This is a genomic window from Sulfitobacter litoralis (genome assembly GCF_900103185.1).
Lineage (GTDB): Bacteria > Pseudomonadota > Alphaproteobacteria > Rhodobacterales > Rhodobacteraceae > Sulfitobacter > Sulfitobacter litoralis.
The window spans coordinates 44,115-66,648 of record NZ_FNJD01000020.1; the positions used below are offsets into that span (position 1 = coordinate 44,115).

Here is a 22,534-nt window from a genome sequence, read left to right on the forward strand (position 1 = left end):
GTACCGTGCCAGCCAGTTACAATTTCAAACATGTGGGGACGTAAAAATGAACCAGACAGCCGCTGCATTGACCACCGATGCAAAAACAGCAATCGCCGATGCGTTGAACCAATGCGTTGCGGAAACCGCCGTGACGACAATGCTCGCGCAGAACTTTCACTGGAACGTAAAAGGCATGTCGTTCGGCCCGCTGCACGATCTGTTCCAGAAAATCTACGAAGACCACTTTATCGCGCAGGATGATCTGGCAGAGCGTATCCGCGCCCTTGATGTCCACGCCGAAGGGATGCTTTCCGGCATGCTCAAACGGTCCAAGATCAGCGAACATGATGGCCATGCGACCGATCAGGAAATGATCCGCATGATGATGGAAGCGCAAGAGACGCTGGCCTCGACCATCGCAGGCGCAGGCCAGCTGGCCGCCGACAACGGCGACACGCTAACCGAAGATCTGTGTATCGCACGCGGAACAGCGCATGAAAAATTCGCGTGGTTCTTGCGCGCACACCTCGCAGGCTAACCGCCCTGCCCGCTGACCCCGTCAGCACATCGAAACAAATCGCGGCTAGAGAAGCTTCTCGGCCGCGATTTTGCGTTTAGCGAGCTTTTTGCGATACGCCAGATCCCAGTGACTATATTTGCCCAGACGTTCCTGCTGTGCGGTCAGCATGTGCAAGAACCCCACGCGGTGGCTTTCCTTCTTCAGCGACTTGAACATAGATTTCTGCGCCTTGGTCAGCGAACACCCGATGCAATGGCCTTCGCGTTTGAACTTGCACACGTCGATACAGGGGCTTGGGGTTTTAGCCATGGGAAACCTTGCTGATACATCCGGCAATTTGATCCCTGTCGGTCAGGGGACTCGCGGTAGCATATGGCAATAAACGCAAGGCCGCACCAGTGCAGGCGCGGCCTTGATCCTTCACATCATTGTAAATGGGCTGCGATCAAGCAGGGTCGGCCCCGAAGGTCCCGCAAGCAATACGATCCCCCGCGTCGCCCGATGGCTGCGAGCTGTAATCGTCCTGCCCGCCATGTATCACAAACGCCGCACCATCATCGTCCATCAGGTGTTCTTCCACGTTCAAGAAAGGCAGAAATACCTCCTGCTCGACTGTGCCATCGCTGTTTACGGTGACGTTCGGCATGTCACCGGGGTGCGGGCCACCTGAGGCCAGCACGCCATGTTCCCGGTCCCCTGCAATATGACCGCCTGCTGACTTAAAGCCGTCGCCCGAACAATCCCCGGTCTCGTGCAAGTGCACTGCGATCCCCCCCTCGGGCAGGTTTGTCAGCGACAGTTTCGCCAGCGCAACGCCGGACTCTGTGTCGCTTACCGAAACGGTCCCGACCTTTGCGCCGTCGCTGTTCATGACGGTCGCTGCGGTCTCTGCTGCAAATGCGGCGCTTGTCATCAGCCCGCAGGCCACGGCAGTGGTAAATGCGATTTTCATGGTAATCTCCCTTTATGCTTGGATATGAACCGGCCAGCTGTGGTCGATTGGTCAAGGACCAACCCGCCCGATTTCGCAAGGGTTCCAAGACAACGGCCCCCTCGGCCAGACCTCGCCCATCGGCAGAACTTGGCCGCTGGTGAAAGCCCCCGGAACCGGAACCGCGCATCCTTCGTTTCAACTACAGATAACCACAACACAGGAGAGTTTCGACATGACTGCAACATCACACTCTAGCCTCGTATCTTCCTCTGACGTGAACGGGACGAATGTCTACAGCCGCGACGGCACACACATCGGGTCCATCGATCACCTGATGATCGACAAACAATCGGGAAAGGTCGCTTATGCCGTGATGGGCTTTGGCGGGTTTCTTGGCCTCGGCGAAGAACACCATCCGGTGCCGTGGGGCAAGCTCGACTACGACACTGCTAAAGAAGGTTTCGTAACCAACATCACCGAAGAGCAGGTAAAAGGCGCGCCAGCCCGCGATGACGGCTGGAAAGCGGATCGGGACTGGGAACGCCGGACGCATGAACACTACATGATCCCCAACTATTGGATCTGATCCCCGCAAATAGCTACATCACCGACCGTCCCCCTTTCGGGGGCGGTCTTTTTCGATTGCCGCCTTATCATATACTTTATCGCGTTAAAGCTTCCGGAAGATCGCCCATGCCACATGCCCCCGCAGCCCCCCGCCTCTCTGTCTGCCCGCAGGAGCCGTGCTGATGTGGGATGATATCTTAGGCCAGTTCGCGCTCTCTCCCAGCCTGCCCTTATCGGTGGTGATCTCGCGCACGCTCGCGACAGTCGTGTTTTGTGGGCTCATTGGGCTGGAGCGTGAAACATCCAAACGACCCGCAGGACTGCGCACTCATATGCTGATCGGTCTTGCGTCCTGCATCTACTGTTTGCTGACGCTCGCCCTCCTTGCCCGCAGCGCTGAATTTGGCGACACCATCCAGATGGACCCGCTGCGCATCATCGAGGCGGTTACGAGCGGCGTCGCCTTCCTCGCGGCGGGGTTGATCGTTTTCTCACAGGGCAAAGTGCGCGGACTAACCACAGGTGCCAGCATGTGGGTCGCCGCCGCTGTCGGCGTGGCCTGCGGTTTGGGCGAATGGACCATCGCAGGCATGACGGTGATCCTTGCCCTGATTATCATCGCACTGGTGCGAAAGCTCGAAAAACACGCGGGCACCTACGAAGATCACGACTAGGATCGACCCAATGCAGCAATGCAACAGTTTGTGACGTGAAAACACATGCCCTTGTTTTACAACTCCGGCGGAATACCGTAGCTGAATTACAGATTCATATGAGGAAGATAACGATGAGCGTTCGGGTTTGGATTGCAGGCTGTGCCGTTTTGGCGCTGGCTGCTTGTGCGGAAGTGCCAACTACCACTGACAAAATGACCAACGACCAAGGGTTTTTCACCGAACTGCCCGAAAATGTGCGCCTGGTGGCTGCCAAGAACCAGGACCTGACCGCGGTTAAGATCGACCCCAGCAACGGATGCTACGTCTACCGCTACCGCGGGCCGGTCGAAACGACCTTCCTGCCCCTGCGCGCCGACAATGGCCGTCCGATCTGTACCCAAACGATCGCGGCAGCTGCGGCGGGCTAATGCGCCCCGCATCGTGACGTAAAAAGGCCGCCGGAAGCTCGATGCTTCCGGCGGCCTTTTGTATCTACAAGCCGTAACTCCGCTTAGCTCGTTGCAGTGATGCGCTCTTCGGGTGGATAAAGAATAGCGCGTGAACCAGTGTTCACGTTTTCATATAATGCGTTGATGTGCGGCATGATCATCCGTACGCAACCAGAGCTCGCACGCCCCCCGATCGACTGCGGGTTCGGCGAGCCGTGAATGCGCAGATAGGTGTCGCGGTTGCCCACAAACAGATACAGCGCACGCGACCCCAAGGGGTTCTGCGGTCCGGCATCCATACCGTCAGCGTGTTGAGCGTAAAGCTCAGGATCGCGACGGATCATATTCTGGGTCGGCGTCCACGTCGGCCATTTTGCCTTGCGCTTGATCGAATAGGTGCCGGGTTCGTACAGATCGCCACGGGCAATCGCCACACCATATCTCATGGCCGTACCGTTGTCCTGAATGTGGTAAAGATAGCGGGCCACCGCATCAACGTGAATGTCACCCGGTATCAATCCGGGGTTCGATTCGACAAGACGCGGCAGGAAGCGTGGTGCGACACCCCACGGGTTTGTCGTTGCAGGGTCAAAGCCGGCGGGCGTCACTTGTGCGTCCCACGCATCCCACATCGACCGGTTAGTCGTGGCAGCAGCGGCAAGGTTCGGGGCCAGAGGGGCGGAAAACAACGCGGCAGCGGTGCTGGTGATGAAATGTCGTTTGGTCAGCATGCGGACACGCTCCTATTTAGTTAGTGCTTTTAGTTAGTGCTTGAAGAAGTAACCCCCGATAACGCGCCTCTGTTCCCAAGAACCAGTCACATGGCCGTGTGAGTTTGTTTCGACAGGGGTAAACTAGACCGCCCGCACCCAAAACGCTACGGCTCGTTTCCCCTTATTTTATTGATAAATCCACAGATACTTTGACAAAGTTCCAATAAGATTGAAATTCTGTCAGTTTCATCGAATCTGACGCAGCAATAATTCCTTTATAGGTGGGCACCGGGCCTGCTGCGCAAAAACATCTTCTTGCGCCGTGACCAGTGCAGTCCAATTTCGCCGGCCATACGCTCCATCCCACGGTGCAATTCATATCTGCGCAGAAATGGGAACCACGCACGCAGCCTGATGACACTCGGGTCGCCGAACCCGTCTACAATGAAAGGTCGGCAGATACCGTCTTCCTGCCCCCACACGATGCTCCGGCAATCTGCCTTTGGCACAACGACACCGAGCGCAAAAACCGATCGCGCGAAATCATTCAAAGCCTTCAGCGCGGCGGTATCCAGCATGTCACGCGCGATAAACTCATCCAGCGTCAGCCCCAGTCCGCCAGCTTTTGGCCCGACACGCTGCATCAATAGACCCAGTCCCATGTCCGTGCGCGTCATCCCATGCGTCGTCGCCAGCGGAGAGACAAAGGCGGTGCCAAAGCTGCGCATGCGCACTTCCATTTCATGCGACACCTCACGCACCAAAGCGCGGTGCAGCGTCACGGGGAATTGCGTGTGTACCAACGGCCTCACACGCCGCTTGCGCGCCGACACATCCGCCCCAATCGGCACTTTCGCGACCAGATCGCCGGCACCATTCACCGCGAACACCGCCCTCCCTTGCTCTCTTCTAAGCAGAGCGCCTGTATTCAAGTGGAGCACTTGGGCTGATTTTGGCATATTCATAAATTATCTTTAACTACGGGAACTTATCAACGGAAACACACGACGGCGAATCTGTAACCTAAAGTTGCATGAAATGTCAAAAGCTATCCTTAGAAGGACCCTTCACCCGCGTCTCCTGCCAGCTTTTAACACCGTCAAGAATCCGTCGCCGCTTGACATTCCCCCGTGGCACTTTGATTGACGTGCGTTAAGAACGATAGAAACCATAGAAAAGGGTGGAATGTGCGTTTTCTCGCTGGAGTAGCCTCACTCATATGCGCTGTTAACTTGATTATCGGGAAAGTCTTTTCCTGGCTCGCGCTGGCCATTGTCATTGTCTGCTTTACCGTAGTGGTACAAAGATACCTCTTTGCCATCAGCTATGTCTGGATGCAGGACCTGTATATCTGGCTCAATGGCGCAATGTTTACCGCCGTCGCCGGTTTTGCGCTGTTGCGCGACGATCACGTGCGGGTCGATATTTTCTACCGCCCCGCCAAACTGCGCACCCGTGCCATTACCGATCTGATCGGTGTGGTTATATTTCTGCTGCCCTTTACGTGGATCGTCTACATCTATTCCATGCCCTTCGTGCAGCGCGCCTGGAGCTATCATGAAGGCTCCGCCAACGTTGGTGGGATGCCGGGGCTCTATATTCTCAAAACCTTTATCATCGTCTTTGCCGCCCTGATCGCGGCGCAAGGTATTGCGATGGCGATCCGGTCGATTCTGGTGCTGCGGGGCAGGGTCGATCTTGTCCCCGCCGCGATGCAGTACAGCCCCGATGCCATCAAACCCGCCGCCACCAAGGGAGCCGCCTGATGGACCCGATAATGATTGGCGAGATGCTCGCCGCGCTGATGTTCTTTGGGGTCATCGGCTTTTTGCTTCTGGGCTTTCCGGTTGCCTTCACCCTCGCCGGTACATCGTTACTATTCTGCGGTGTAGGCATGGCTTTGGGCGTGTTCGATCCGTCGAATTTCGGGTCTTTGCCAAACCGCTATATCGGCTTCATGACAAACGAGGTCCTTGTGGCCGTGCCCCTGTTCATCTTTATGGGCGTGATGCTTGAACGCAGCCAGATCGCTGAACAGCTGTTGCTTACGATGGGCAAGATGTTCGGCAATATGCGTGGAGGGCTTGGTATTTCTGTCGTGCTGGTCGGTGCCATGCTCGCGGCCTCCACCGGGGTTGTGGGCGCGACCGTGGTGACTATGGGGCTGATCTCGCTGCCCGCGATGCTGCGGGCGGGCTATGACCCGAAACTGGCGACTGGCGTTATCTGTGCCAGCGGTACCTTGGGGCAGATCATCCCCCCCTCTACTGTCCTGATCTTCATGGGTGATATGCTGTCGGGCATCAATTCGCAGGTGCAGATGGCCAAGGGCAATTATGCCCCGACGCCCGTGTCTGTCGGCGATCTTTTTGCCGGCGCCTTGCTGCCCGGTCTGCTGCTCGTATCGTTGTACCTTGGATACGTTTTGTTCAAAGCCGCAACCGATCCAGAATCCTGCCCCGCGACACCGGTTCCGGCAGATGAAAAATCGGCCCTGCTGCGCGAGGTCTTTGTCGCATTGGTACCGCCTTTGGCTCTGATTATGGCCGTTTTAGGCTCTATTCTGGGCGGCATCGCCACCCCGACAGAGGCAGCATCCGTAGGGGCTGTGGGTGCCATGATCCTAGCAGCGCTGCGTTGGCGATTGTCCTTTGGGGTGCTCAAGGAAACCATGATCGCGACGGCAACGATCACCAGCATGGTCTTTGTGATCCTGCTCGGGGCGTCGGTTTTCTCTGTCGTGTTCCGCATGATGGGGGGCGACAATCTGGTGCATGAATTCCTCAGCAATCTGCCCGGTGGCACGCTCGCCGCTGTTGCAGTCGTTATGCTGATCATGTTCTTCCTGGGCTTCATCCTCGACACGTTCGAGATCATCTTTATCGTGATCCCGATCACCGCACCGGTGCTGCTGATGTTGGATGTCGATCCGATCTGGCTGGGCGTGCTTGTCGGCGTGAACCTGCAAACCTCGTTCCTGACGCCGCCCTTTGGCTTCGCGCTCTTTTACTTGCGCGGCGTCGCCCCGGCGGACCTGCCCACCAGCGCGATCTACAAAGGCATCCTTCCCTTCGTGCTGTTGCAGGTGGTGGCGATTGCTATCTTGTTCATGTTCCCCCAGATCGTGACCTGGCTGCCCAAGCTGATCGCGGGCTGAACGCCCCTACCCCCCAACAAAAAAGGCCCGGTGTTTCCACCGGGCCTTTTCTTTGTCCGTCTCTTAGAACTTAGTATTTCAGGAAGCTCTGACGTGCCTGAACATAGGGGCTGTCGATTTTCTCTGTCCGGGTACGGACAAGGTTCAACGCCTCGACAAAGCTCTCGGCTGTTTTCTTGACCAACGGATCGTCGCTGCTACGCAGTTCTTCGAGCACTTCGACCGACGCCTTGGCACCGGCTTCCATGATATCGTCTGGGAAGTTGCGGACTGTCACGCCGTGCTCTTCCACCAGCGTTTTCAACGCGCGTGGATCGTTGGCATAGAAGTCTGCCGCAACCTGATCGTATTCGGCCTGGCTGACGTCGCGGATGATGGCCTGCAGGTCTTCGGGCAGCTCTTGGTACTTTTTCTTATCGACAACCAGTTCGGTCGCGAGGCCGGATTCAACGAAGGACGGCATGTAGTAGTTCTTGGCAACCTGATGGAACCCAAGCGCCAGATCGTTATAGGGGCCAACGAATTCGGCCGCATCAAGCGTGCCCGATTGCAGCGCCTGAAAGATTTCGCCCGCCGCCATGTTGGTGACCGTGGCACCCAGTTTTTCCCATACGCGACCACCAAGGCCGGGTGTCCGGAAGCGCACGCCTTTGACATCATCAAGACTTTTGAGCTCGTCACGGAACCAGCCGCCGGTTTGCGTACCGGTGTTGCCGGACAAGAAGCCCTGAACGCCGAACTGGTCATAGATCTCGTCCCAGATTTCCTGACCGCCCATATAGCGCATCCAGGCTGTCAGCTCTGGCGTGGTCATGCCGTAGGGCACGCCGGTAAAGAACGACAGCGCAGGGGATTTGTTTTGCCAATAGTAGGCGGCCCCGTGGCTCATTTCGGCGGTGCCGTCGATGACCGCGTCCAGCGACTGCAGTGGCGGCACCAACTCGCCCGCCGAGAAGACCTTGACCGTCAGCCGGCCACCAGAGGCCGCGGTGATACGGTCGGCGAGACGCTGTGCGCCGACACCCAGACCGGGGAAGTTTTTCGGCCAGGTGGTGACCATGCGCCACGTGATGTTGCCCTGTGCAACGGCGGGTGCGGCCAATGTCGAAGCGGCAACCCCTGCCCCCGCAACGCCTGCGCCACGAATGAATGAACGACGATCCATGATGTTTCTCCCGAGATCAGATTATGTCGATAAGGTCTCTCTGACAGACGTCAGCCCTCCCCTATGACGGCACGTTAATCCTCTGTTTCACTGGATGTCCATGGGCTGAGAGGCCGTTATCGGGGTGTTTTAGGTGATTTCAGAGGTGTATTCGTCGCGTCCATCTTAAACGCGTTATGAATCAACGTGTTACACGATATCCGCTTGCTATTTAGGGGTGCCGCAGTGGTTTCGGCCCCGGATACGGACTCTTGCCGCCATGTCGCAAAAAAAGGGGACGCTGCTGCGCCCCCTTCCCGTCTATCTGGTCTTTATCGGTTGTCTGCCGTGGCGGTTACCCATGGGTAACCAGTGGTGCCGAGGTTACCCATGGGTAACCGGACAGGCGGGTGTTACCCATGGGTAACCGGTTACCGGATGCGCGGCCCGGCCCTAAGGACCTCTTCAAAGGCGCGCACCGCTTCTTCCAGCTGCTTCTTTGGCATGGTGGCAAAGTCGATATCGCTTACCAAGCGGCATTCGCCATGCCGGGCCGTCACTTTGGTCTGGCCGACGTAGAATTCGAACTTCTGCTTGGGCTCCGCCTTGCTCGCGGGTTTCTCGGCGGGCTCGTTCGAGGCCGTCAGAAAATCCTTGAGCATTTTATTCTGTTCATCGAGCGTCGCGGCATCGGCTAGTTTTTCCTGCAAGGCATTCGCTTGATCCGGCGTGCGCAGGGCGCGGGCAACGTCGACGCCCAGATTGCGCGGCACGGCCTTGGGCCACTGCAAGCTCCCTTCTAATGCAGACAGCAGAAACACAAAGCTTTTGATGTAAGAACGTTTGGTCTTGTGCAGTGCGCTGTAAAGACGGCTCACCAGTTCGGCAGGGTCGACCTCGTCTACGGCGTCATCCTTGGCCGCAGTGATCGCAACCTGTGCCATCTCGGCGAATGACAGGTCTTCGCGCACGACGTTTTCTTCGACCATATCGACATAACGCGAAATGCGGTCATCATCACCGACTTCGACGCGGGCGGTGATGGTGCCAAAGCGATCGTCCTTGGTTTCGGAAAACAGCTGCGACAGCGCGGTGAACCGGCGCCAGCCTTTCTTAAGCTGATAGCGCCCGTTCGGCCCGACATAGACCTCGACCGGTTCACGCTGCCCGCGTTCGCGGATGGAGGATTTGAGCTCTTCCATCTCGTCGGACTGCGCGACCTCTTCCAAAGCGAGGCGATCACGCGGCAGATCATCTGTAAAGATCTCAGACAGGTCGATCTGGTACAGCACGCGGCCTTCGCCTTGGGCCTGCCGGAAAGTCTTGGCGTCTTCGGCATTGCGGCGGCGCTGTTCTATTTTAGCTTCGGTGGCGCCTTGCAGGTTTTCGGCCACGTCACGCACCGCGGCGCCCATAGGCCCGGGCTGGCGGTTGCGGCGGCTACCAGAGGGGGAGGCTTCTACCGGGGCGAAGCCGAATTTATTTTTACTGCTCATTCTGCCTTCTCCTTACGTTTTCCGTTTTCCTTCCACGCGTCGAGCACAGTGTGCAAAAATTCGTCATAGGCACGGTCAAAGCTTTGCCGTGCACGTTTCCATGTTTCGCGCGTCATCTGGCGGTAGTCCTGTTCGTAGACCGACATCTGGAACCTGCCCGATTGTTCGACCGCTCGGGTCATTTCAATCGGGTGAGCGCAGACGTCGGCGCCAAAAACGTTTTTGAACGCATCGATCATGGCGCTGTGCAACGGGTTGTTGGATTCAAAACGGGTCATAAGTAAACGGATGTCGGAAAACTGTTTAGGAAGCGTAATGCCTGCGTCCGCTGCGAGGCTCGCGAAGCCTTCGGAAATGTCCGCCATAGCATCGCCAAGCTGGCCCAGATAGCTGGTCGTACTGTCATATTCCCAATAGCCGGGGCCCGATGGGATATAGAGTATATCAGCCGCAAACGCGGCATTTAGGGACTGATACCCGATCGCGGGCGGGCAGTCGAAAATGATGATGTCATATTGATCGTCGGGCAGTTCATCGAGGTAGCGCGCGACGCAGCCAAAAAAGCTCCATGCCTTGTGCAAGGCGCGGTATTGGGCCGAGGCAAATTCGACAAACGCCGCGTTGGCGCAAGACGGGATGATGTCGATCGTGGGCCAACAGGTCGGCTGGATGAACTCCTGAAACCGCTGCGCGCCGATGGATTGTACGTCTTCGGGCAATTCGTCTGCTGCGGGGTAGGGGCAGTCATCGGGGTCGTCATAGCTGTCCATAATCCGATTGGATTCACGGCACAGGTCGCGGCACATGATACCCCAGACCGTGTGGCTTTCCTTGACCTCGGTCAGGCCCATTGAGTGGGTGAGCGTCGCTTGCGGGTCGAAGTCGACGCAAAGCACGCGGTAGCCATCAAGAGCAGCCGCGTGGGCAAGGTGCTGTGCGACGACCGTCTTGCCGACACCGCCTTTGAAGTTCGACACGGCGACGCGCATGGCGCGACCACGGGGGCGTTCGGGAAGTAGCTTGCGGCCACGGAATTTCGCACGGCGGCGCAGTTCGTTGATCTCTTCGAGGCTGAACCAACGCTGGCGGCCATCCTCTTCGGTGATCCCTTGGGGCAAGGTAGGGTCGTCTGCCAGTTTCTTGCGCAATGTGTCGGCGGGGACGTCGAACATAAACTGGCTGATCTCCCATATAGAGAAGGGGCGCAGGGCCTTGATCTCTCCGGGGGAGAAGGTGGCGCGACGCACAGCGGCCTGTTGTTCCAAGCTGCGCTCGTTCATGTTAAGAAGGTCGTTGTGATTTCTCATCTTTATACTCGCGTTTTTTAGCCTCTGATTTCGAATAACGCGAATTCGGAAATTTGGCAAAACTTAATTTTCGCGAATTTCGGCGTCCGATCCTGAAGAACGGGTTTATTTTGCAGGGGCGAACGCATCACCAAGAGATTTTGGTGACAGGTAAATACAATATGGGGCTGTTTTGGTGACAGCAGGCCTCTGATAAGGTGACACCTAGGCGTCCCCCTTAACCTATTAACCTTTATCAAATTGAATTTGGATTAAGGAAAAGGGTAATTCGTGTTTTTCCCATCGGGTTGACAGAAGACGGGATTTAGAGCTTTGTAGGAAGCATAAACGGAATCGGCTCAGAGAGGCTGACCGGCCAAAATAAGACGATACATCGAGTAGGCAAAACCATGAACCCATTGCGGCTGACCGGCCCTGAAGCCGGGGTGATCAAGTACGACCTTTTGACCGCTCTGAGCGTGGCGGGGTTGAACGGATCACCGACTTTGCAAACCTCGTTGATGCGGCTGATCGCGGCGCTGACATCGCGGTACAACTGGCGGTCGGACGAGCTGAGCGTTGGGCAGCGGGATCTGGCGCGGATGTGGTCGGTGAATGAACGCACGGTAAAACGCGAGATCAAACGGCTAACGGATGCGCAGCTGTTGGTTTGCACGCGCGCTGGCGTGCGGGGCAGGGTGGCGGCTTATCGGTTGAACTATGCGCAGATCGTGCGGCTGTCACAGCCTTGCTGGCCACTGGTCGGGCCGGATTACGATGCGCGGATGAAAGAACGCTATCGCAGCGAAACGCCGGTGAAAGTGGTCAATTTAGCGGATTACGCGAAACCCGAACTCGCGGCGTCAGAAACCAGTGTGCCGGGGACATGGCAGCGGGCTATGGCGCAGCTGTCGCGTGAAAACGGGGATCAGTTCAAAGCGTGGTTTTCGCAGCTTGAATATGTGTCGTTCGAAGGTGGGGTGCTGCTGTTGCGCACACCGAGCAAATTCGCGCAACGCTATATTGAAACGCATTTGTCGCGCCCGCTTGTTACAGCGGTCGAGGCAGAGCTGGGCCCTGTGACGCGGATCGAGTTCAGGGCCTAGAAGCTAGCGTTGATGGCGCGGGCGGCTTCTTGGGCGATGGGGGCGGTGCTGCGGCTGAAGTCTTCGACGCTCCATTCCGAGAGCGAACCGGCGATGTGTATCGCGCCTAGCGGACGCCCCTGACGGTTAAGAATAGGCACACCGACGGCGACTTCGCCCATGACGAATTCATTTTCTACCAGCGCAAACCCGTCTCTACGCGCCTTTTCGAGCCTTTCCATGATGCTATCGGGGTCGATATTGGTTTGCGATGTATATTGGTGCAGCGGAAAGCGATCGATGATTTCGCGTGCTTCGGCAACGGGCAGGGCCGAAAGCGTGGCGCGGCCACCGGCGGTGCAAAAGGTCGGCACGCTGTGGCCAACGAGGGTGGCGTAAAAGGTTTCGCGTTTGCTTTGCATGCGCAGGGCATAGATCACGCGGGTTTCGTCATAGAGGCTGAAGTCGATCCGCTCTGACAGAGATTTACGCATTTCGAGGATAACGGGTGTCGCGACTTGCACCACGGGATCAAGTCGTAAGGTGTCATGGGTGTGGTCCAGCAAGCGTAGGCCGGGCAGGTAGCCACGATCATCGGCGCTGCGGCGAATGTGGCCCAGAGACATGAGTGTATGCACCAGTCGTTGCGCGGCGGAGCGGTCGATCTCTGCCTTCGCGGCGATGTCGGTAAGGCTCAGCGGGCCGTCTGCATCGTGAAAGGCGCTGAGCACATGGATCGCGCGAGCGGCGGAGCGCACAAAGAGCCTGTCGGCATCTGCCTGAAAATTAGACGCGACCGAGGAATGTGGACGTTTGGGGTCTGGCATTGAACGCTCCGGGTTGACGCGAGGGCGGGACAGTGCCTAGCATCGTAGAGCAATACAGCTGTATCGCCAAGCAATACATTTAGCTTTGTGATCCAGACAACAACCGATAGGTGGATAATTTGATGCGCGTCGCCATGGCTGGATTTCTTCATGAAACCAACACCTTTGCGCCTGAACCCGCCGATATGACGGCATTCAAAGTCGGTGGCGGCTACGTACCGATGGTGTCCGGTCCCGCGATGGTCGATGCCTTTCAAGAGGTGAACCTTGGCATGACCGGCGCGTTGAAAGTCGCCGAGGATTCGGGGTGGGATGTCGTGCCTATTCTTTGGGCGGGTGCGATTCCGTCGGCACCTGTGACACAAGACGCGTTCGACAGTATTCTAAGCGACATTCTGGACGGGCTGCGCAATGCGGGGCCATTGGATGGGGTGTTTCTGGATTTGCATGGCGCGATGGTCGCTGTGCATCACGATGATGGTGAAGCCGAGATCGCGCGGCAGGTGCGTGCGCTGGTGGGGCCCGATGTGCCGATTGCCGCCGCGTTGGACCTGCATGGCAATATATCCGAGGCATTTGTGAATACTGTGGATGTGCTCGCAGGATTCCGCACCTATCCGCATATCGATATGGCAGATACCGGTGCCGCGGCGGCGCGGTTGCTGGATCGTGTGATGAAGACCGGCACGCGGCCGGCCAAAGCGTTCCGGCGCATGTCCTATCTGGTGCCGATCCCGTTTCAGACCACGGATATGCAGCCTGCTAAGGGATTGTATGAAGGGCTGACAGAAGTAGAGGCGCAAGGCGCGCTGTCCGCGTCGTTGTTTATGGGGTTCCCTGCTGCGGATATCGCCGATTGCGGCCCGACGGCTGTGGCCTATGCCGACTCACAAGAGGCGGCGGATGCTGCGGTGGATGCTGTCGCGGATGCCTATGCCGCTGCCGAGGCCGAGTTTGAGAACAAGACATTTTTGCCCGAGGCCGCGGTTGCCTATGCGATCAGTGCTGCAAACGGGGCGGGGCAGGGGCCTGTTGTTATTGCCGATACCCAAGACAACCCCGGCGCGGGTGGGGTGTCGGCCACGACGGGCATGTTGCGTGCCCTGATTGATGCCGATGCTCAAGATGCGACGATCGGGTTGATTGTGGACCCTTATTCTGCCGCCCAAGCCCATGAGCTGGGGGAGGGGGCGCGCGCGGTCTTCCGCATTGGCGGGCACCCCGGTCTGCCCGACGATAGCCCCGTCGAGGTAGAGGCCGTGGTCGAGACGCTGTCGGATGGCAAAGTGAAAGCCACCGGTCCCTATTATGGCGGGACGATGCTGGATCTGGGGCCATCGGCTTGTTTACGGATCGGCGGCGTACGGGTGGCCGTGACCACACGGATTGCCCAGATGGCCGACCGCGAGATGTTCCGTTTTGTCGGGATCGCGCCCGAGACGCAAAAAGTCGTTGTCGTCAAAAGCTCTACCCATTTTCGGGCCGATTTCACCCCGAGCGCGCGCGAGATTATCGTGGCCTGCGCCCCCGGTCCGATGCCTTTCGACCCCGCAGACCTGCCCTTTACGCGCTTGCGCGACGGTTTGCGGCTTTCTCCTAACGGTCCCGTTTTCGGGGCTGCGCGTGCGGCTGCTGCACGCCCTGATACCGGCGGATCAACCGGCGGTGTCCAAATATAACAATGACCACAACCAACATGGGAAATTGATATGCTGACTTTACGACCCACACTGAAACAAAGCCGGGGGCTGGCTGCGTCGCTGATGACGACTGCTGCCCTTCTGGTGCCTGCCGCGAGCTTTGCGCAGGAAGAAACCACGATCACTGCGGTCATGCACTCGGGCCTGCGGGTGCTGGATCCGGTGATCACCACGGCGCACATCACACGTGACCACGCCTATATGATCTATGACGTGCTGACGGCGGTTGATGAAAATTTTGCCCCGCAGCCGCAAATGGCAAGCTGGGAAACATCCGACGACGGGCTGGTCTATACATTTACCCTGCGTGACGGGCTGGTGTTCCACGATGGCGCGCCGGTGACCGGTGCCGATGTTGTTGCCTCGCTGACCCGTTGGGGCAAGCGCGACAGCGGCGGCCAGTTGATCTTTGATGCGACTGAAAGCCTTGAGGCGACCGATGACAAGACCGTTGTCTGGACCCTGAGCAAGCCGTTCGGCCCGCTGATTGACGTGATTTCCAAACAATCTGCTGTGCCGCCGTTCATCATGCCGGCGCGCGTTGCCGAAACCTCTGCCGATGAGACGATCACGGAATACATCGGCTCCGGCCCGTTCGTATTTGATCAGGACGCTTACGAGCCCGGCGTGTCGGTGACCTATGAAAAATTCGATGATTATGTGCCGCGCGACGAACCCGCATCCTGGATGGCTGGTGGTAAGGTCGTGAATGTGGACAAGGTGGTCTGGACCACAATGCCCGATGCGCTGACTGCGTTGAATGCGCTTTCGGCGGGGGAGATCGACTATCTTGAACAGGTCCAGATCGACCTGATGCCGATCCTGTCGGGCAACGAGGATGTCGTCGTCGAGAAGCGCGATGATCTGGGCTATGTCACCATCGGGCGTCCGAACTTCTTGCATGCACCGTTTGACAACAAGCTGGTGCGTCAGGCGGCGATGGCCGCGCTGGATCAGGAATCCATGCTGGCAACGATGCAGGGTGATCCCGAGTACTACAAAGTATGTGGTGCGATCTTTGGCTGTTCCACACCTTTGGGCGACGAGGCTGGCTCTGACTTGCTGACCGGTGGCGCGAACACCGAGCGTGCCAAGGAACTGCTGGAAGAAGCAGGCTATGACGGGACGCCGATTGTTCTGATGGCACCGACGGATGTGATCAGCTTGAACAACCAGCCGGTTGTTGCGGCCCAAGCACTGCGCGAGGCAGGGTTCGAAGTTGATATGCAGTCGATGGACTGGCAGTCGGTCGTGCAACGTCGCGCACAACAGTCACCTGTTGCTGAGGGCGGGTGGAACCTGTTCTTTACCAACTGGATGGTGCCCGAAGTGTCTGACCCGCTGGTCAACGTGATGTTGAACGGGCGTGGCGATGACGGTTGGTTCGGCTGGCCTGATGATCCTGAAATCGAAGCCATGCGGGCCGAGTATGTGACTGCCAGCGACGACGCGACCAAGAAAGAGATCGCGACGCGTATTCAAGAGCATGTGATGGACAACGTGAACTATCTGATGATGGGCGAATACATCATCCCGCAGGCGCGTCGTTCGAACATCGAAGACATGATCCCGTCGCCGGTACCGGTGTTCTGGAACATGACCAAAGCGGCCGAGTAATCTGCCAAGAAAGGCGCGCCGTGGTGCGCGCCTTTCACCCCTAGTACCCCAAGGAGCCGTTGGCATGTTTTTCTATATCCTCAAACGCATATTGGCGACGATACCGGTGATGGTGATCGTGGCGATCTTTGTGTTTCTTTTGCTGCGGCTAACGCCCGGCGATCCTGCCGCGATCCTTGCTGGTGATGCTGCAACCCCTGCGCAGCTTGAACGTATCCGCGACAGTCTGGGGCTGAACGACCCGCTGCTCGTGCAGTTTGGCACATGGATGGGCCAGCTGCTGCGCGGTGATCTGGGGACATCGCTGCTGTCGAATACCTCGGTTGCGGGGATGATCGGCGACCGTCTGGGGCCGACGCTGAACATCGCGCTGATGACGATTGTGATCTCGGTCGCTCTGGCCGTGCCGATGGGGGTGATTGCCGCGTGGCGGCACCGGTCCTGGGTCGATTTCCTTGTAATGTCTTTTTCGGTGCTCGGCTTTTCCGTGCCGGTCTTTGTCATCGGCTATATCCTGATCCAGATTTTCGCCATCGACCTAAAGTGGGTGCCGGTGCAGGGCTATAAATCGCCAACCGATGGCATCGGGCCTTTCTTTAGCCGTGCAATCCTGCCGTCGCTGACGCTGGCCACGATCTATATCGCGCTGATTGCGCGGATGACGCGGGCGTCGATGCTTGAGGTGTTGGGCGAGGATTATATCCGCACCGCCCGTGCCAAGGGGGTGCGCGAGAATGTTGTGCTGTTCCGCCATGCGCTGCGCAATGCGGCGGTGCCGATCCTGACCATCATCGGCACGGGCTTTGCGCTTCTGATCTCGGGCGTGGTGGTGACTGAAAGCGTGTTCAACATCCCCGGTATCGGGCGGCTGACCGTCGATGCCATTCTGGCACGCGATTATCCGGTTATTCAGGCGATGATCCTGCTCACGGCGGGCATCTATGTGACGGTCAATCTGTTGATCGACATTTCCTATTCATTCTTCGATCCAAGGATCCGGTACTGATATGACGCAGATCCCAACCTCGCGGCACAGCGCCTTTCAAGTTGTGACCGGTTTTTTTTCTGTCCCCAAAGCGATGCGGATCGGCGTAGGCCCGACGATCGCGGCGGTGATCCTTGTGGTGATTGTTCTGGCGGCCGTGCTTGCCCCTTACTATGTGCCGTTCAATCCGCTTGAGATGAACGCGATGTCACGGCTCAAGCCGCCGTCAGAGGCGCATCTTTTGGGCACCGACCCTTATGGCCGCGATATCTTTAGCCGGGTCATGACCGGGGGCCGTGTGTCGCTGCTGATCGGTATCGGTGCGGCGGTGGTCAGTGTCGCCGTGGGGCTGCTGATCGGTCTGGTCGCCGGTTATTTCCGGCTGGCCGACAGCATTATCATGCGGATCATGGATAGCCTGATGGCGATCCCCGCGATCCTGCTGGCGATTGCGCTGGTGGCCCTGAACGGGCCGAGTGTGACATCGGTGATCATCGCGATCACCGTGCCGGAGGTGCCTCGCGTGGTGCGGCTGGTCCGGTCGGTGGTGCTGACTGCGCGCGAAGAACCCTATGTCGAGGCGGCGATTGCGCTTGGGTCATCGATGCCCAAAGTGTTGTTGCAGCATCTGATGCCCAACACCTTTGCGCCGTTGATCGTGCAGGGCACCTATATCTGTGCCTCTGCCATTCTGATCGAAGCGATCCTGAGCTTTCTGGGGGCGGGTGTGTCGACCGAAATTCCCACATGGGGCAATATCATGGCCGAGGGGCGCAGCTATTTCCAGATCAAGCCGGGGCTGATCTTCTGGCCAGGGTTGATGCTGTCGCTGTGTATTCTGGCGATCAACCTGTTGGGCGACACTGCCCGCGATATCCTTGATCCACGTATGAAAAAGCGGGAGGTGTGAGATGGAATTCAAGTCCAAAGACTTTACCGATGCCAAACGCGTTTTGAAAATTCGGGGGCTGACTGTGGGACTGACGGGGCGGCCCAATGCCGATCCGGTGTTGCGCGGGATCGATCTGGATATCCGCGCGGGGGAGACCCACTGCCTGGTTGGCGAAAGCGGGTCGGGCAAATCTGTCACCTCGCTGACCGCGATGGGGCTGCTGCCCAAGGATGCGCTGGAAATTCAGGGCGGTTCGATTGATCTGGAAGGGATCGAGATTACCCAAGCCAAACCTGCCCAGATGCGGGCCCTGAGGGCGCGGCGGATCGCGATGATTTTCCAAGAACCGATGACCGCGCTGAACCCCGTTTTGCGGGTCGGCGAGCAGATCGAGGAAGTGCTGAATATGCACAGCGATCTGTCCCGCGCCGAGGCGAGGGCGCGTACCATCGACATGATGGAGCAGGTGCACCTGCCGGATGTGGAACGCATCTATGCCGCTTTCCCGCATCAGCTGTCAGGCGGGCAACGGCAACGGATCATGATCGCGATGGCGTTGATTCTTGATCCTGACCTGCTGATCGCGGACGAGCCGACGACGGCGCTGGATGTGACGACGCAGTTGCAGATCCTCAAGCTGATCTCGGAGATGCAGGAACGTCATGGCACGGCGGTGCTGTTCATCACGCATGACATGGGTGTGGTGGCAGAGATCGCGGATACCGTCAGCGTCATGCAGAAGGGGCGCATCGTTGAAAGCGCGCCGATCCGGCAGCTGCTGACGGCCCCCAAGGAAGACTACACCCGCAAGCTGTTGCAGGCGGTGCCCAACCTTGATCCGCGTGCCCCTCGGGCACCGGCAGAGGCGCGGGATGTGATCACCGTGGACGGGCTAGAAATGACCTATGGCGGGGGTGGTTTCTTTCGCGCCAGCCAAGGGGTGCGTGCGGCGCGAGATGTGAACTTTACCATCCAGCCGGGGCGGACCCTTGGGATTGTGGGCGAAAGCGGGTCGGGTAAATCAACCGTGGCGCGCGCCATTATGCGTCTGATCGATCCCACCGCCGGTAAGGTGACTGTTGCGGGGACCGAGATTGCCAAGCTGTCGCGCCGTCAATTGCAGCCGCATCGCAAGCATTTCCAGATCGTGTTTCAGGACCCTTACCGGTCGCTGAACCCGCGCTGGACCGTGGCGCGCAGCCTGTGCGAGGGGCCGATCAACTTTGGCACCAGCCGCGCCGATGCGATGGAACATGCTGCCGAGTTGATGGAGCTGGTCGAGCTGCCACGCGATGCACTGGACCGCTATCCGCACCAGTTTTCAGGCGGTCAACGCCAGCGGATTGCCATTGCGCGCGCCGTTGCGATGAAGCCTGATCTGCTGGTCGCGGATGAGGCCGTGTCGGCGCTGGATGTTAGCGTGCAGGCGCAGGTGCTTCATCTGCTGGATGATGTGCAGGAGAAATTCGGCATTGCCATGCTGTTCATCACCCACGACCTGCGCGTCGCGGCGCAAATCTGTGACGAGGTGCTGGTGATGCAAAAGGGCGTTGTCGTCGAACATGGACCCGCGGGCGAGGTGCTTGCTGCGCCACGCCATGACTATACCCGCAATCTGATCGAGGCTGCCCCCGGACGCCTTTGGGATTTTGCCAATTTCCGTGCGCTTGACCGCACAGCCCCCGCTACAGGAGCCACCCTATGACCACCATTCCAAAGATCGAATCCTTTGCCAGTGATCTGACCGCGATTCGTCAGGATTTCCACGCCCACCCCGAACTGGGATTCGAAGAGGTGCGGACCTCGGGTATCGTGGCGGCGCAGCTGCGCGCCTATGGGGTGGACGAGGTACACGAGGGCATCGGCGGCACCGGTGTCGTCGGGCTGATCAAGGGGCAGGGGGGTGGCAACCGCCGTGTGGGTCTGCGTGCCGATATGGATGCGCTGCCGATCGAGGAAACCTCGGGCGTGGCCTATGCCTCCACCAATCCGGGGCGGATGCATGCCTGTGGTCACGACGGCCACACCACGATGCTGCTGGGTGCCGCGCGCTATCTGGCCGAGACACGAGACTTTGACGGTACCGTGGTGCTGATCTTCCAACCTGCCGAGGAAGGTCTGGGCGGTGCGCGCCGCATGATCGCGGAGGGGCTGTTTGAACGCTTCCCCTGTGATGAAATCTACGGGATGCACAATGATCCCAATTCGGAACCCAATGTTGTGTCCGTCACGCCGGGGCCCGCGATGGCCGGGGCAAGCTTTTTCGACATCACGATCAAGGGCACTGGCAGCCACGCCGCCGCCCCGCATCAGTCGAAAGACCCGATCGTCATCGGATCTGCGCTGGTGCAACAGCTGCAAAGCATCGCCAGCCGCAATATCATCCCCACCAAGCCCATCGTTCTGTCGGTGACCAAATTCAATGCGGGCTCTGCCTATAACGTGGTGCCCGATACAGCGACGATCGCCGGCACGATCCGCTATTTCCACGACGATGTGTCCCAGCTCGCCGATCAGCGCATCCGCGATATCTGCGCTGGCATGGCGCTGTCTTACGGGGTGGAGATCGACGTCGACCTGCGCAATGTCTTTGACGTGCTGATGAACGACCCCGATCTGACCACTGCCTATGTCGCTGCTGCCGCAGATGTGGTGGGCGCCGATCTGTCGTCGGAATCGACCGAACAGGCCACCGGATCGGAGGATTTTGCGGATATGCTGAAAGTGGTGCCCGGTGCATATTGCCGTGTCGGTCACGCGGGCAACGTGCCGCTGCACAATCCGGGCTTTGTGCTGGATGACGCGATGCTGCCCGTGGGCGCGTCCATCTATGCGCGCATCGTGGAAACACGTCTGCCCAAGACCTGATATTATTCAAAATCAAGAACGTTCTGCGGTGCCTCACCTTGGGGCATCGCAATAGGGAGGAGACCCGACATGACCAACCCGCTTGAGCTGCCCTTTGATACAGACGAGATGATCGACGGGCTGCGCCCCTGGATCGAAACCGAAAGCCCGACCTTTGACGCAGGTGCCGTGAACCGGATGATGGATCTGGTGCAGCATGATCTGGCGGCCTTGGGCGCGCGGGTTGAACGCATCCCGGGGCGTATGGGCTTTGGGGATAGCGTGCGCGCCACCATGCCCCACCCCCGCGCCGGCGAGGGGGGTATTCTGCTCTTGGGGCATATGGATACGGTTCATCCTGTGGGCACGCTGCAAAAGCTGCCGTTCCGGCGCGAGGGCGGTATCTGTTATGGCCCCGGGCTGATGGATATGAAGGGCGGCAACTATGTGTTCCTCGACGCGCTGCGCAAATTGCTGGCCGCCGGGGTCGAGACGCCGCTGCCCGTGACCGTGCTGTTCACGCCGGACGAAGAGGTTGGCACACCCTCGACCCGTGCGCTGATCGAGGCAGAGGCGAAGCGCCATAAATATATCCTAGTGCCCGAACCCGCCTGCCCTGACGGCGGCGCGGTGATTGGGCGCTATGCCATCGCGCGGTTTGATTTGCAGACCCGTGGCAAACCCAGCCACGCGGGGTGGGCGCTAAAGGATGGCGTGTCAGCGATTGCCGAGATGGCAAAGCATGTCGCCGTGATCGAAGGCATGACCAGCGACGACTGCACCTTCTCGCTGGGGGTGTTCAACGCGGGGCAATGGGTGAACTGTGTTTCCTCTGTCTGCGATGCCGAAGTCCTGTCGATGGCCACGACCCAGGAACAACTGGATGCGGGCATCGCCAAGATGATGGCGCTGAACTCGGATCAGGGGAATGTGGTGATGGAGGTCACGCGCGGTGTGACCCGCCCCGTCTGGGAACCGGACCAGCCCGGCACCATGGCAATGCTGGGGGTGGCTCAAGAGATCTCGCGCGAGCTGGGGTTCGAGATGACAGGGCAATCGGCCGGCGGCGGCTCGGACGGGAACTTCACCGGCTACCTCGGTCTGCCGACGCTCGATTCAATCGGGGTAAGGGGGCAGGGGCTCCATACGCTGAATGAACACATCGAAGTCGACAGTCTGGTAGAGCGCGCAAAGCTGGCAGCAGGGCTCTATTGCCGTTTGGGCGCTTAATCATCCCAAGGGGGCCCTGACAGACAACATCAGCCTTTTCCGGTCATGTTCCGAAAAAAATCGAGAAAAATGACATTTTTTGAAAAAAGGTGTTGCGGCCCCCAAATCACAGGACTATAGAGCGTTCTACCGGAGACGCAGACAAGCAGACACGGGGCGCTAGACGGGGACGACGAGCTGAGGTTCGGAGCTTACGTAGCGGGGAAATTCAGAGGTAATAGAGGCGGGGCGCGCTGAAAGTTTTACGGCGCATCTTGGTTTCTTTTGTCTCAACGCTCTTTGAAAATTTGATATCTGAAGAGATATGTGGGCGGTTTGGTTCATTCGATGGATCAACCTCTTCATATCGCGCCGATAGCGACGCACTTATGTGTTTAGCGATTATTCGGTGTCAGCTTCACTGTTTGGACGGCTTTTCGTTACTTTGGTAACTTTAAGCACTTCAAA

The 22,534-nt window shown here is 58.4% G+C and carries 22 protein-coding genes; 14 read left to right on the forward strand and 8 right to left on the reverse strand.

Features of this window, described 5'->3' with window-relative positions:
• Positions 1–46: 46 nt before the first annotated feature.
• Complete coding sequence (locus BLQ98_RS14400) at positions 47–520, forward strand: Dps family protein (RefSeq protein WP_093734002.1); 474 nt, start codon at positions 47–49, stop codon at positions 518–520.
• Positions 521–565: 45 nt separating this feature from the next.
• Here BLQ98_RS14400 and BLQ98_RS14405 read toward each other — a convergent pair whose 3' ends face one another.
• Positions 566–811: a DUF1289 domain-containing protein gene (locus BLQ98_RS14405; protein WP_093734003.1), complete on the reverse strand. Its 246-nt coding sequence runs from the start codon at positions 809–811 to the stop codon at positions 566–568.
• Positions 812–947: 136 nt separating this feature from the next.
• Complete coding sequence (locus BLQ98_RS14410; protein WP_093734004.1) at positions 948–1,454, reverse strand: superoxide dismutase family protein; 507 nt, start codon at positions 1,452–1,454, stop codon at positions 948–950.
• 214 nt (positions 1,455–1,668) lie between these two features.
• Between BLQ98_RS14410 and BLQ98_RS14415 the strand changes: the two genes are divergently transcribed.
• From BLQ98_RS14415 to BLQ98_RS14425, 3 genes are all read left to right on the forward strand, one after another.
• Entirely contained in the window at positions 1,669–2,022 is a 354-nt protein-coding gene (locus BLQ98_RS14415) for a PRC-barrel domain-containing protein (protein ID WP_208596070.1), read from the forward strand.
• A 163-nt stretch (positions 2,023–2,185) separates the two neighbouring features.
• On the forward strand, positions 2,186–2,677 hold the full coding sequence (locus tag BLQ98_RS14420; RefSeq protein WP_093734005.1) for an MgtC/SapB family protein: 492 nt from the start codon (positions 2,186–2,188) through the stop codon (positions 2,675–2,677).
• A gap of 113 nt (positions 2,678–2,790) precedes the next feature.
• Positions 2,791–3,087, forward strand: coding sequence for a hypothetical protein (locus BLQ98_RS14425; RefSeq protein WP_237273162.1), 297 nt, complete (start codon positions 2,791–2,793; stop codon positions 3,085–3,087).
• 83 nt (positions 3,088–3,170) lie between these two features.
• On the opposite strand, the gene BLQ98_RS14430 is transcribed toward BLQ98_RS14425, so the two are convergent.
• Together BLQ98_RS14430 and BLQ98_RS14435 are read right to left on the reverse strand one after the other, a co-directional pair.
• Positions 3,171–3,839, reverse strand: coding sequence for a L,D-transpeptidase (locus tag BLQ98_RS14430; protein ID WP_093734007.1), 669 nt, complete (start codon positions 3,837–3,839; stop codon positions 3,171–3,173).
• 257 nt (positions 3,840–4,096) lie between these two features.
• Positions 4,097–4,786, reverse strand: coding sequence for a YrbL family protein (locus BLQ98_RS14435; RefSeq protein WP_335754934.1), 690 nt, complete (start codon positions 4,784–4,786; stop codon positions 4,097–4,099).
• Positions 4,787–5,008: 222 nt separating this feature from the next.
• Between BLQ98_RS14435 and BLQ98_RS14440 the strand changes: the two genes are divergently transcribed.
• Positions 5,009–5,587 carry a TRAP transporter small permease subunit gene (locus BLQ98_RS14440; protein WP_208596071.1) on the forward strand — a complete coding sequence of 193 codons (579 nt, stop codon included), beginning with the start codon at positions 5,009–5,011 and terminating at the stop codon, positions 5,585–5,587.
• Entirely contained in the window at positions 5,587–6,978 is a 1,392-nt protein-coding gene (locus BLQ98_RS14445) for a TRAP transporter large permease (protein WP_093734008.1), read from the forward strand. The genes BLQ98_RS14440 and BLQ98_RS14445 overlap by 1 nt, the downstream gene beginning before the upstream one ends.
• A gap of 70 nt (positions 6,979–7,048) precedes the next feature.
• On the opposite strand, the gene BLQ98_RS14450 is transcribed toward BLQ98_RS14445, so the two are convergent.
• From BLQ98_RS14450 to BLQ98_RS14460, 3 genes are all read right to left on the reverse strand, one after another.
• Positions 7,049–8,143: a TRAP transporter substrate-binding protein gene (locus tag BLQ98_RS14450; RefSeq protein WP_093734009.1), complete on the reverse strand. Its 1,095-nt coding sequence runs from the start codon at positions 8,141–8,143 to the stop codon at positions 7,049–7,051.
• 410 nt (positions 8,144–8,553) lie between these two features.
• The gene (locus BLQ98_RS14455) at positions 8,554–9,618 is read right to left on the reverse strand and encodes a ParB/RepB/Spo0J family partition protein (protein WP_093734010.1); all 1,065 of its coding nucleotides are present in this window, start codon (positions 9,616–9,618) and stop codon (positions 8,554–8,556) included.
• Complete coding sequence (locus BLQ98_RS14460; RefSeq protein WP_093734011.1) at positions 9,615–10,925, reverse strand: AAA family ATPase; 1,311 nt, start codon at positions 10,923–10,925, stop codon at positions 9,615–9,617. The genes BLQ98_RS14455 and BLQ98_RS14460 overlap by 4 nt, the downstream gene beginning before the upstream one ends.
• A gap of 389 nt (positions 10,926–11,314) precedes the next feature.
• Here BLQ98_RS14460 and BLQ98_RS14465 point away from each other — a divergent pair, with 389 nt between their 5' ends.
• Positions 11,315–12,010, forward strand: a complete 696-nt coding sequence (locus BLQ98_RS14465) for a DnaA N-terminal domain-containing protein (RefSeq protein ID WP_093734012.1) — start codon at positions 11,315–11,317, stop codon at positions 12,008–12,010.
• Here the strand turns inward: BLQ98_RS14465 and BLQ98_RS14470 are convergent.
• On the reverse strand, positions 12,007–12,816 hold the full coding sequence (locus BLQ98_RS14470; RefSeq protein ID WP_244148442.1) for an IclR family transcriptional regulator: 810 nt from the start codon (positions 12,814–12,816) through the stop codon (positions 12,007–12,009). The genes BLQ98_RS14465 and BLQ98_RS14470 overlap by 4 nt on opposite strands.
• A 134-nt stretch (positions 12,817–12,950) precedes the next feature.
• Between BLQ98_RS14470 and BLQ98_RS14475 the strand changes: the two genes are divergently transcribed.
• The 7 genes from BLQ98_RS14475 (at position 12,951) to BLQ98_RS14505 (ending at position 22,087) form a co-directional block, all read left to right on the forward strand.
• Positions 12,951–14,495 (forward strand): M81 family metallopeptidase, encoded by a 1,545-nt coding sequence (locus BLQ98_RS14475; RefSeq protein ID WP_244148443.1) that lies wholly within the window; start codon positions 12,951–12,953, stop codon positions 14,493–14,495.
• Between the two features lie 30 nt (positions 14,496–14,525).
• Entirely contained in the window at positions 14,526–16,133 is a 1,608-nt protein-coding gene (locus BLQ98_RS14480; RefSeq protein ID WP_093734014.1) for an ABC transporter substrate-binding protein, read from the forward strand.
• Positions 16,134–16,197: 64 nt separating this feature from the next.
• Entirely contained in the window at positions 16,198–17,139 is a 942-nt protein-coding gene (locus BLQ98_RS14485; protein ID WP_005848795.1) for an ABC transporter permease, read from the forward strand.
• Between the two features lies 1 nt (position 17,140).
• Entirely contained in the window at positions 17,141–18,028 is an 888-nt protein-coding gene (locus BLQ98_RS14490) for an ABC transporter permease (RefSeq protein WP_093734015.1), read from the forward strand.
• Position 18,029: 1 nt separating this feature from the next.
• Positions 18,030–19,715 carry an ABC transporter ATP-binding protein gene (locus BLQ98_RS14495; protein WP_093734016.1) on the forward strand — a complete coding sequence of 562 codons (1,686 nt, stop codon included), beginning with the start codon at positions 18,030–18,032 and terminating at the stop codon, positions 19,713–19,715.
• On the forward strand, positions 19,712–20,878 hold the full coding sequence (locus BLQ98_RS14500) for a M20 aminoacylase family protein (protein WP_093734017.1): 1,167 nt from the start codon (positions 19,712–19,714) through the stop codon (positions 20,876–20,878). Before BLQ98_RS14495 ends, BLQ98_RS14500 begins: the two co-directional genes overlap by 4 nt.
• Positions 20,879–20,947: 69 nt before the next feature.
• A complete protein-coding gene (locus BLQ98_RS14505; RefSeq protein ID WP_093734018.1) occupies positions 20,948–22,087 on the forward strand; it encodes a M20/M25/M40 family metallo-hydrolase in 1,140 nt (379 codons plus the stop codon).
• Positions 22,088–22,534: the final 447 nt, after the last annotated feature.

Excerpts from the sequence above, each read along its gene's own strand:
- BLQ98_RS14410 (WP_093734004.1), bottom strand. The coding sequence starts at position 1,454 with ATGAAAATCGCATTTACCACTGCCGTGGCCTGCGGGCTGATGACAAGC.
- BLQ98_RS14425 (WP_237273162.1), top strand. The coding sequence starts at position 2,791 with ATGAGCGTTCGGGTTTGGATTGCAGGCTGTGCCGTTTTGGCGCTGGCT.
- BLQ98_RS14465 (WP_093734012.1), top strand. The coding sequence starts at position 11,315 with ATGAACCCATTGCGGCTGACCGGCCCTGAAGCCGGGGTGATCAAGTAC.
- BLQ98_RS14475 (WP_244148443.1), top strand. The coding sequence starts at position 12,951 with ATGGCTGGATTTCTTCATGAAACCAACACCTTTGCGCCTGAACCCGCC.
- BLQ98_RS14435 (WP_335754934.1), bottom strand. The coding sequence starts at position 4,786 with ATGAATATGCCAAAATCAGCCCAAGTGCTCCACTTGAATACAGGCGCT.
- BLQ98_RS14415 (WP_208596070.1), top strand. The coding sequence starts at position 1,669 with ATGACTGCAACATCACACTCTAGCCTCGTATCTTCCTCTGACGTGAAC.
- BLQ98_RS14460 (WP_093734011.1), bottom strand. The coding sequence starts at position 10,925 with ATGAGAAATCACAACGACCTTCTTAACATGAACGAGCGCAGCTTGGAA.
- BLQ98_RS14430 (WP_093734007.1), bottom strand. The coding sequence starts at position 3,839 with ATGCTGACCAAACGACATTTCATCACCAGCACCGCTGCCGCGTTGTTT.
- BLQ98_RS14470 (WP_244148442.1), bottom strand. The coding sequence starts at position 12,816 with ATGCCAGACCCCAAACGTCCACATTCCTCGGTCGCGTCTAATTTTCAG.
- BLQ98_RS14500 (WP_093734017.1), top strand. The coding sequence starts at position 19,712 with ATGACCACCATTCCAAAGATCGAATCCTTTGCCAGTGATCTGACCGCG.
- BLQ98_RS14445 (WP_093734008.1), top strand. The coding sequence starts at position 5,587 with ATGGACCCGATAATGATTGGCGAGATGCTCGCCGCGCTGATGTTCTTT.
- BLQ98_RS14420 (WP_093734005.1), top strand. The coding sequence starts at position 2,186 with ATGTGGGATGATATCTTAGGCCAGTTCGCGCTCTCTCCCAGCCTGCCC.
- BLQ98_RS14490 (WP_093734015.1), top strand. The coding sequence starts at position 17,141 with ATGACGCAGATCCCAACCTCGCGGCACAGCGCCTTTCAAGTTGTGACC.
- BLQ98_RS14505 (WP_093734018.1), top strand. The coding sequence starts at position 20,948 with ATGACCAACCCGCTTGAGCTGCCCTTTGATACAGACGAGATGATCGAC.
- BLQ98_RS14485 (WP_005848795.1), top strand. The coding sequence starts at position 16,198 with ATGTTTTTCTATATCCTCAAACGCATATTGGCGACGATACCGGTGATG.
- BLQ98_RS14400 (WP_093734002.1), top strand. The coding sequence starts at position 47 with ATGAACCAGACAGCCGCTGCATTGACCACCGATGCAAAAACAGCAATC.
- BLQ98_RS14455 (WP_093734010.1), bottom strand. The coding sequence starts at position 9,618 with ATGAGCAGTAAAAATAAATTCGGCTTCGCCCCGGTAGAAGCCTCCCCC.
- BLQ98_RS14405 (WP_093734003.1), bottom strand. The coding sequence starts at position 811 with ATGGCTAAAACCCCAAGCCCCTGTATCGACGTGTGCAAGTTCAAACGC.
- BLQ98_RS14450 (WP_093734009.1), bottom strand. The coding sequence starts at position 8,143 with ATGGATCGTCGTTCATTCATTCGTGGCGCAGGCGTTGCGGGGGCAGGG.
- BLQ98_RS14480 (WP_093734014.1), top strand. The coding sequence starts at position 14,526 with ATGCTGACTTTACGACCCACACTGAAACAAAGCCGGGGGCTGGCTGCG.
- BLQ98_RS14495 (WP_093734016.1), top strand. The coding sequence starts at position 18,030 with ATGGAATTCAAGTCCAAAGACTTTACCGATGCCAAACGCGTTTTGAAA.